The organism is Actinomadura roseirufa (assembly GCF_900659635.1).
Lineage (GTDB): Bacteria > Actinomycetota > Actinomycetes > Streptosporangiales > Streptosporangiaceae > Spirillospora > Spirillospora roseirufa.
In genome coordinates, this window is sequence record NZ_CAACVB010000277.1 from 1 (window position 1) to 9,326 (window position 9,326).

The window sequence follows — 9,326 nt, forward strand, 5'->3', positions numbered from 1 at the left end:
CCTCGGCGCGGGTCGCCGCGTAGGGCGCGATCGGCGCGCAGATCGCCACGCCGCCGTGTTCGCGGCGCGCGGCGAGCACGACGCGGCCGTCGCGCTGCTGCGCGACGCGGCGGCGCTGTTCGAGCGGCTCGGCCAGCCGCTGGAGGTCGGGCAGTGCCTCCTTGAGGAGGCGCGGGTCGAGCGCCGGCGACGGCGCGGCGCCGCCGCCCGGGAGGCCGTGACCGGCGCGCTGGAGATCTTCCAGCGGTGCGGGGCGCGGCCCTGGGCCGAGCAGGCGCGGCACCGGCTCGCGGGCCTGGACCTCGGCGTCCAGGAGGGGCCCGCGCCGATCGACGCCGTGGCCCGCGCGACGCTGACCGAGAACGAGCGGCGGATCGCGGTGCTCGTCGGCCAGGGCGCCACCAACCAGCAGGTCGCGCACCGGTTGTTCCTCAGCGTGAAGACGGTCGAGGCGGCCCTCACCCGCATCTACCGCAAGCTCGGGATCCGCTCCCGGTCCCAGCTCGGGTCGTTGCTGCACGGGGGGCTCGGCGGGCCGGGGGCGTCACTGCCCTCCTGAGGGCCTCGCCTCCTTGGGGCCCTGCCTCCCGAAGGGCTTCTCCGTCAACCCCGCGCGGTGTAGGGGTTTCCCCTGCACCGCGCCCGATCTCCCTACGTATGGGGCAAGTGGCGAACTTTCCGGTGACATCCATACGAATCGCATGCGATCGTTCCCGCGTCAACCACCCCTTCGACACTCCGGAGTTCCGCCGGCGCCACCGCGCCGCGCGGAGCGCTCCCCCTTCGGCCGCACCCCCGAGCCGGCCGTCAGACAAGGAGTTCGCGTGAGATCCACCACCCCCGGGCGCGCTCACCGGCGCGCCACGAGCAGGACGCTCGTCGCCGTCGCCGCCGTGGCGGCCCTGGCCATTCAGGTCGCCCCCGCCAACGCCGCCCCCGCCGCTCCCGCGCAGGCTCCCAAGGGCGACCCCGGCCAGCTCCCGGCCCAGGTCAGCGCGAAGGAGTACAAGGCCCTCATCGGCCAGGCCCAGGCGAAGCAGGACGCGACAGCGGCCGAGCTCCGCCTCGGCGACAAGGTCGGACTGAAGGTGACCGCCATCCTGAAGGACAAGGACGGCAGCACCCACACGCGCTACCTGCAGACCTATGAGGGCCTGCCCGTCCTCGGCGGCGACATCGTCGTCCACCGCGCCCCGTCCGGCCGGATCGAGCGGGTCTCCCGGACCGAGGCCCGCCCGCTGAAGGTCGACACCGCGCCGAAGACGCTGGTCTCCACCAAGCCGGCGACCCCGAAGGCCCCCGGCAGCGTGGCCCCCCGCAAGGTCGTCTGGATGGTGGCCGGCAGCCCCGTCCTGGCCTGGGAGACCGTCGTCGGCGGGACGCAGAAGGACGGCACTCCGAGCCGGCTGCACGTCATCACCGACGCCACCACGGGCAAGAAGATCACCCAGTGGCAGGGCGTCGAGACCGGCACCGGCCGCAGCATGTACTCCGGCACGGTGACCCTGGGCACCACCAACAGCGGCGGCTCCTACCTCCTGCGCGACACGGGCCGCGGCAACCACGACACCACCAACCTGAACGGCGGCCAGTCCGGCCGGGGCACCGTCTTCTCCGACGCCGACGACTCCTGGGGCGACGGCACGCCGAGCAACAACCAGACCGCCGCCGTCGACGCCGCCTACGGCGCCGCCCAGACCTGGGACTTCTACAAGACGGTCTTCGGCCGGTCGGGCATCCGCGGCGACGGCGTCGGCGCGTACTCCCGCGTCCACTACGGCAGCAGCTACGTCAACGCCTTCTGGGAAGACGGCTGCTTCTGCATGACGTACGGCGACGGCCAGGGCAACCGCAAGCCGCTCACCGAACTGGACGTGGCGGGCCACGAGATGACCCACGGCGTCACGTCCAACACGGCGAGGCTCGTCTACGAGGGCGAGTCCGGTGGGCTGAACGAGGCCACGTCCGACATCATGGGCACCGCCATGGAGTTCTGGTCGAACAACTCCAGTGACGTCGGCGACTACCTCATCGGCGAGAAGATCAACATCTCCGGCAACAACGCGCCGCTGCGGTACATGGACCGGCCGAGCAGGGACGGCTCCTCGCTCGACTCCTGGTCGCCGAACGCCGGGAACGTGGACGTCCACTACTCCTCCGGCATCGCGAACCACTTCTTCTACCTGCTGTCCGAGGGCAGCGGGGCCAAGGACATCAACGGCGTGCACTACGACTCGCCGACGTCCGACGGCAAGCCGGTGAAGGGCATCGGCCGGGAGAAGGCCGCGGCCGTCTGGTACAAGGCCCTCACCGAGGAGATGCGGTCCAACACCGACTACGCCGACGCCCGCCGCGCCACCCTCGCGGCGGCAGGCCGCCTCTACGGCCAGACCAGCGCCGAGTACGCGGCGGTCGCCAACGCGTGGGCCGGCGTCAACGTCGGCGGCCGCGTCTCCGACCCGGGCGACCCCGGCCCCGGCGACCCTGGCCCCGGCGACCCCGGCACGAACTGGGCGGAGGGCACCTCCTACAAGGCCGGTGACGTCGTGACCTACGACGGTCACCAGTACCGGTGCCGTCAGGCCCACACGGCCCAGCCCGGCTGGACGCCGCCGAACGTCCCGGCCCTCTGGGAGGCCATCTGACCGATCGGCGCTGACCACCCCCGGCGCCGACACCCCGGCGCCGCGGTGCTCCCCGAGCACCGCGGCGCCCCACCGCCCTGTCCGCTCCCCGCCGGGGCGGACAGGGCGGTTCCGTCGGAGGCTCTCACCAGGCGGCGTCGTCGTAGTCGGCCGCCCGGGAGATCCAGGAGAAGCGGCCGTCCTCGACGCGCCCGGGGCGGCCGTCGATGATCTGGAGCAGGTGGCGGCCGGTGGTGTCGGTCTTGACGAAGAAGGAGTCGCTGGGCAGCCTGACGGGACGGCCCGCGGGCTCGCCGGTCGAGGCCGACAGCGGGAGGAGCACGTAGCCGGTGTCGTCGTGGTCCCCGGTCTTCGTGCCCTGCACCTGGGCGGTCAGGGTGCGGCCGTCCGGGTTGAAGACGAAGACGTTGATCAGTCCGAACCCCGGTGCCCTACTTCTGATGGACGAGCCGCGCAGCACGCGCGCGTCCTCCAGTTCCGCCCCGTCGCCGCGAGTGTCGAGCAGGCGCAGGTCGGCCGCCTTCGGCCCCCACAGGAAACCGAGGGTCCGGTTGTCCTGTGACCAGGTCGCGCTGGTGATGGCGCCGCCCTCCGGGGTTCTCCAGATCCGGTGGGCGCCCGTCCGGACGTCGATGACGTCCACCTGGGCGTGGCCGTCGACCGTGCCGACGACGGCGAGCTTGGAACCGTCGGGACTGGCCGCGAGGTTCTCCGGCTTGCCGAACCCGGTCTGGGTCCGGAACAGCGGGCCGGGAAGCTTGCGCGGGCGGGACGGCGCGCCGTCCGCGCCGAGCGTCACCCGGTAGAAGGAGTAGGTGTCCTCGGTCGTCTGCACGGCGAGGAAGAACTCCCGCGCGGTGCCGGCGACCGCCCGGTAGCGGCCTTCGGCCCGCGGGACCTCGAACAGCCGGTGGCCGGTGACGTCCTCGACGACCGCTCTGCCCGCGCGAACGGCGAGGATGTGCTGCGGCCCACCGGCCGCGAGCGCCTGCGCCGGAGGCGGGCCGCCTCGCATCCGGTCGCCGATCAGGGTCGCGCCGACCAGGACCATCGCCAGGGCCGCGGCCACCGCGACCGGGACCGTCCAGGTGCCCCGCCGCCGCCGGGACGGGATCGTGAGCGGTGCGAGCGACCCGGGTTCGATGGTCCGCGCGGCGTCCTCGAAGGCCGTGCGCAGACGTCGTTCGGTCGTGGTCATGCGTTCTCCCCGAGTTGCCGGCCGAGCGCCGCGAGCGCTCGTGCGATGGTGGACCGGACGGTGCTGCGGCTGATCCCCATGACCTCGGCGATCTCGGCGTCGTCCACGTCCAGGTAGTAGCGCAGGACGAGCGCCTCGCGCTGCCGCCGGGGCAGCCGCCGCAGGGCGAGGAAGACCTCGCGGCGGTCCTCGCCGAGCATCGCCGCGGACTCCGCCGACCACACCGGCGGCTCGTGCACGCGGCCCACCCGCAGGGCGAGCGCGCGGCGGCGCAGCACGGTGCGGCACCGGTTCACCACCGCCGCGCGGACGTAGGGCAGCATCCGGTCGTGGTCGGTCAGCCGGCCGATCCTGCGATGGGTCTCCGCGAACGCGTCCTGCACGACGTCCTCGGCCGTGGCCCGATCTCCGACGATCATGAGGGCGGTCCGGGTGAGACTGAGCTGGTGCTCACGGAACAGGGTCACCAGGACCGCCTCCGCGCCGTCCGGCGCGGCGGCCCTGGACCGGGGAGGCCGATGCACTCCCGCCATATCGATATTCACACCTCTTACACGCACGGCCCGCGGATCTGCTGCCCCCGAGCCGCCCCCGATCTCCGCCGGCGCCGCCCGCCGCGAGCGAGAGCTGAGAGGCGGAGGACGTCGCCATCCGGCGTGCTTCCCGTGTGTGCGCCGTCGTCCCACTGCGTCACGATCGGGGTATCCGCATCGGCCCATGCGCGCCAGCCGGACGGGTCGTCGCGCCGGTCGACCGGGTGATACACGCCGGAGACGTCCAGCGGCCAGATCAGGTCGGGTAGGAACAGGTGCCGGGGAACCGCGTCCATCACCGGTTCCCGCCCATCGGCCGAATCACTCACTTCCCCCGTGTCCCTCCACCGGGAGGCGCACCTTTGTCCGCACTCGGAGGGGGAGGCGGTTTCGGCACGGTTGCCCACTCCTCTCACGTGTTCCTTAACGGAGCGTAGTGAGAGTGCGGTCGGGCGGGGGCCGGTTGAGGGGTTTCTAGGGGGCTCAGTCCCAGCGGTTGGAGCGTTGGCGTTTGACGTCGGAGCGGCGTTTCTTGTTCTCCAGGCGGCGCTCGTTGAGGCCGCGGGGGATCTTCTTCGGGATGCGCTTCTTGGGGGGCGGTGCGGTGGCCTCGGCTAGGAGTGCCGCCAAGCGCGCGCGGGCCGCGTCCCTGTTGCGCTGCTGGGAGCGGTACTCCTCCGCGCGGATGGTGAGGACGCCCCGGACGAGCCGTCCGGCCAGGCGCTCCAGGGCGCGGGACCTGAACGGCTCGGGCAGGGACGGTGATCCGGCGACGTCGAAGGACAGTTCGGCGGCGGTGGCGCTGGTGTTGACGTGCTGCCCGCCCGGCCCCGAGGAGCGGGAGAAACGCCAGCCGAGCTCGGACTCCGGGATGGAGAGCAAGCCGCGGACGCGGATGTCATCGGGCATACCGGTGATTATCCCCGGCCGGCGCCCGTCGTGTCGCCGGGATTTCCGGACTGCGCGGCGCGGCCGCGTGCCCGTGGTGGGCACGCGGCCGCGTGCGAGGTCCCGCCCGTTCCGCCCCGGCACGTGAGGGACCTCCCGATCCGGGACCCGCCGTCCGTCCGCTCCCCCCAGAGTCCGGCCCGGCGGCGGGGCCCGGTCAGACCGAGCCGCCCGCCAGGAGCCGCTCGGCGACCTTGCGCGCGTCGTTGACCGGGATCGCGAAGCCGACGCCGATGTTGCCCGAGCTGCCGCCCGAGGTCGCGATGGCGGAGTTGACGCCGATGACCTGGCCCGCCGTGTTGACCAGCGCGCCGCCGGAGTTGCCCGGGTTGATGGCGGCATCGGTCTGGATCGCGTTCTGGATGACCGTCCGCTGTGCCGCCTGCTGCCGCAGGCCCGGGGGCTGCTGCTGCCCGCCCGAGTCGCCCTCCTCGATCCGCCGGCCGAGCGCGCTGACGATGCCCGAGGTCACCGAGCCCTCCAGCCCGAGCGGGCTGCCGACCGCGAGGACCTGGTCGCCGACGGCGAGGGCGCCGCTGTCGCCGAGCGCGGCGGCCTTGAGGCCGGACACCCCGGTCGCCTTGATCACGGCGATGTCGTGCCCGGTGTCGGCGCCGAGCACCCGCGCCGCCGCGGTCCGGCCGTCGCTGAACTTCACGGCGACCTGCCGGGCGTCCGCGACGACGTGCGCGTTCGTCATGATCACGCCGTCCGGGCGCAGGACGACCCCCGAGCCGCTGCCGCCGCCCTGGGCCGACCGGGTCTCGATCGAGACGACGCTCGGCTGGACGGCCGCCGCGACCTGCGCGATCGTCCCGGCCTTCGCCGAGGCGCCCGCCACCGTCGTGGGGCCGCCGTAGACGGTCCGCTCACCCGCCACGGCCAGCGCGAGGGCGGCCCCGGCGCCGCCCGCCCCGACGGCCAGCGCCACCGCGACGCGCGCCACCGCGACGCGCGGCCGGGCGGGCAGCCCGATGCCGCGGATCATCCACCCGCCGCCGCGGTACAGCAGCGCGCCGGGCAGCACGAGCACGCCGAGCGGGAGCAGCCCCACCCGGCCGTGCGCGACGGAGAACCCGGCGTGGTTCGCGACGAGCCAGAACGTGACCGCCGTCCGGAACACCCCGGGCATGCCGTGGCCGAGGGCGGTCTTCGGCGCGGCGATCCAGCCGATGAGCGTGAACGTGGTGATCACGGCGAGCCCGATGCCGATGCACCACAGCGCCGCGACGAGCCCCGACACCGACAGCGGCTTGGCCGCGCCGCCGGCGCCGCCCGCTCCGCCCGCTCCGCCCGCCTTGCCCGCGTCCGGGCGCGGGCCGCGTCCCGTCCTCGGCCGCTCCGGCGTCCCGCGCTGTCCAAGGCTCGAATCGCTCACGCGGACCATGCTGGCACCCGCGCCGCGCCCCGGTCCGCCCCCAGCCCGGCGTGTCGCCTTTGTCGTCCCGCCCGTCCGGCACGAAAGACGCCCGGGCCGCGGGGCGGCTCGGGCGTCTTTCGGGGGCCAGTCAGGCGATCAGAGGTTCTTCATGATCTCCCGCATCAGGACGGCGGTCTCGCTCGGGGTCTTCCCGACGCGGACGCCGACCTTCTCCAGGGCCTCCTTCTTCGCCTGCGCGGTGCCGGCGGAGCCGGACACGATCGCGCCCGCGTGGCCCATGGTCTTGCCCTCGGGGGCGGTGAACCCGGCGACGTAGCCGACGACCGGCTTGGTCACGTGCTGCTCGATGTAGGCGGCGGCGCGCTCCTCGGCGTCGCCTCCGATCTCACCGATCATCACGATCGCGTCGGTGTCCGGGTCGTCCTGGAACGCCTGGAGGGCATCGATGTGCGTGGTGCCGATGATCGGGTCGCCGCCGATGCCGACGCAGGTGGAGAAGCCGATGTCGCGCAGCTCGTACATCATCTGGTAGGTCAGCGTGCCCGACTTGGACACCAGGCCGATGCGGCCGGGCGTGGTGATGTCGGCCGGGATGATGCCCGCGTTGGACTTGCCGGGGGACGCGATGCCGGGGCAGTTCGGCCCGATGACGCGGGTCTTGTTGCCCTTGGCCTCGGCGTGGGCCCAGAAGTAGGCCGTGTCGTGCACCGGGATGCCCTCGGTGATGACGACGCAGAGGGGGATCTCGGCGTCGACGGCCTCGACGACGGCGTCCTTGGTGAACTTCGGCGGGACGAACACCACCGACACGTCGGCGCCGGTCTCGGCCATCGCCTCGGCCACGGTGCCGAACACCGGGAGGCCGGTGCCGTCGAAGTCGACCGACTGGCCGGCCTTGCGGGCGTTCACGCCGCCCACGACCCGCGCGCCGGAGGCGAGCATCCGGCGGGAGTGCTTCATGCCCTCCGAGCCGGTCATGCCCTGAACGATGATCTTGCTGTTCTCAGTGAGCCAGATGGCCATGCTCATGCACCTGCCGCTGCGAGTTCCGCGGCGCGCCTGGCCGCGTCGTCCATGGTCTCGACCTGCTCGACGCCCGTCAGGCCGGCCTCGCTCAGGATCCTGCGGCCGAGCTCGGCGTTGTTGCCGTCGAGGCGGACCACCAGGGGGCGGTTGACGGTCTCACCGCGGTCGGCGAGCAGCTTGTAGGCCGTGACGATGCCGTTGGCGACCGCGTCACAGGCGGTGATGCCGCCGAAGACGTTGACGAACACCGACTTGACGTCGCCGTCGGACAGCACGATCTCCAGGCTGTCGGCCATGACCTCGGCGGACGCGCCGCCGCCGATGTCGAGGAAGTTCGCCGGCCGCTGGCCACCGAACTCCTCACCGGCGTAGGAGACGACGTCCAGGGTGGACATCACCAGCCCGGCGCCGTTGCCGATGATTCCGACGCTGCCTTCGAGCTTCACGTAGTTGAGGTCCTTGGCCTTGGCCGCCGCCTCCAGCGGGTCGGCCGCGGCCTTGTCCTCGAGCTTGTCGTGCTCCTGGCGGAACGCGGCGTTCTCGTCGAGGGAGACCTTGCCGTCGAGGGCCTTCACCTGGCCGTCGGCGGTGAGGATGAGCGGGTTCACCTCGACGAGGGTCGCGTCCTCGTCGGTGAAGACCGCCCAGAGCCGCTCGATGAGCTCGGCGGCGCCGTCCAGCGCCTCCTGGGGGAGACGCCCCTGCTCGGCGATCGCGCGGGCCCTGGCCCGGTCGACGCCCTCCAGCGGGGAGATCGGCACCAGCGCGAGCCGGTCGTGCGGCACCTCCTCGATCTCCACGCCGCCCTCGACGGAGCAGATGGAGAGGAACGTGCGGTTGGCGCGGTCGAGCAGGAAGGAGAAGTAGTACTCCTGCGCGATCGCGCTTCCCTCCTCGACCAGGACCTTGTGGACCGTGTGGCCCTTGATGTCCATGCCGAGGATCTGGCCGGCGAGCGCTTGCGCCTCGTCGGCCGTGTCGGCGAGCTTCACGCCGCCGGCCTTGCCACGACCACCGGTCTTGACCTGGGCCTTGACGACGACCTTCGAGCTCCCCGCGGCGAACAGCTCCGCCGCGATGGCCCGGGCTTCCTGGGGAGTATGGGCGACCTTGCCGGTTGGCACCGGTACCCCGTACTCGGCGAAGAGTTCCTTCGCCTGATGTTCGAACAGGTCCACGAGGCGTCCTTATACGGATCGACAGCCAACGACCACTCGAGTGGGGAGAACACGGGCATCCGTGCGGTCGCCACCCGGCGGTCCGCTCCGTCGATGCAGCCTAGTCAACCCTCTTCCATGGTCATGCCGCCGGGTCCGTTCCGCCCCTCTCGTGTCGGTGACCGTCTGGGAAACGGCGGGTGTTGCCCTCCTTCAGTTGGGCATGCGTGACCCCTGGGGGTGACGACGCAATTGGCGTAGTTTGATGTACTTATTTTCGCTCGAACGTTGAGCCTTGCGACGGAGCGGGCTGCACGAGGAGGGCGGACGGGCATGATCGATGAGCGGCTGGCACGCCGGGGGGTCGCGGAGGCGCCGCCCCCCCTGGGTCCGGCGCGCCCCGTCCCGGCACCCGCCGGCCGGGCCGCCCGCGCGCCC

General features: G+C 72.7%; 8 protein-coding genes. 2 read left to right on the forward strand and 6 right to left on the reverse strand.

Going from position 1 to position 9,326, the window contains the following annotated elements:
- Nucleotides 1-559 (forward strand): helix-turn-helix transcriptional regulator (locus E1291_RS34770; protein ID WP_207401101.1); only part of this gene is annotated, 559 nt, incomplete at its 5' end.
- A gap of 265 nt (nt 560-824) precedes the next feature.
- Complete coding sequence (locus E1291_RS34775) at nt 825-2,645, forward strand: M4 family metallopeptidase (RefSeq protein ID WP_242614564.1); 1,821 nt, start codon at nt 825-827, stop codon at nt 2,643-2,645.
- A 124-nt stretch (nt 2,646-2,769) separates the two neighbouring features.
- Here the strand turns inward: E1291_RS34775 and E1291_RS34780 are convergent, their stop codons facing one another.
- The 6 genes from E1291_RS34780 to sucC form a co-directional block, all read right to left on the reverse strand.
- Entirely contained in the window at nt 2,770-3,843 is a 1,074-nt protein-coding gene (locus E1291_RS34780; RefSeq protein ID WP_131742315.1) for a TolB-like translocation protein, read from the reverse strand.
- Nucleotides 3,840-4,376 carry a SigE family RNA polymerase sigma factor gene (locus tag E1291_RS34785; RefSeq protein ID WP_131742316.1) on the reverse strand — a complete coding sequence of 179 codons (537 nt, stop codon included), beginning with the start codon at nt 4,374-4,376 and terminating at the stop codon, nt 3,840-3,842. The genes E1291_RS34780 and E1291_RS34785 overlap by 4 nt, the downstream gene beginning before the upstream one ends.
- Nucleotides 4,377-4,859: 483 nt before the next feature.
- Entirely contained in the window at nt 4,860-5,285 is a 426-nt protein-coding gene (gene arfB / locus E1291_RS34790; protein ID WP_131742317.1) for an alternative ribosome rescue aminoacyl-tRNA hydrolase ArfB, read from the reverse strand.
- A 196-nt stretch (nt 5,286-5,481) separates the two neighbouring features.
- Nucleotides 5,482-6,702 (reverse strand): S1C family serine protease, encoded by a 1,221-nt coding sequence (locus E1291_RS34795; RefSeq protein ID WP_242614565.1) that lies wholly within the window; start codon nt 6,700-6,702, stop codon nt 5,482-5,484.
- A 138-nt stretch (nt 6,703-6,840) separates the two neighbouring features.
- Nucleotides 6,841-7,728, reverse strand: a complete 888-nt coding sequence (gene sucD / locus E1291_RS34800; protein ID WP_131742318.1) for a succinate--CoA ligase subunit alpha — start codon at nt 7,726-7,728, stop codon at nt 6,841-6,843.
- A gap of 2 nt (nt 7,729-7,730) precedes the next feature.
- A complete protein-coding gene (sucC, locus tag E1291_RS34805) occupies nt 7,731-8,909 on the reverse strand; it encodes an ADP-forming succinate--CoA ligase subunit beta (protein ID WP_131742319.1) in 1,179 nt (392 codons plus the stop codon).
- Between the last annotated feature and the right edge of the window lie 417 nt (nt 8,910-9,326).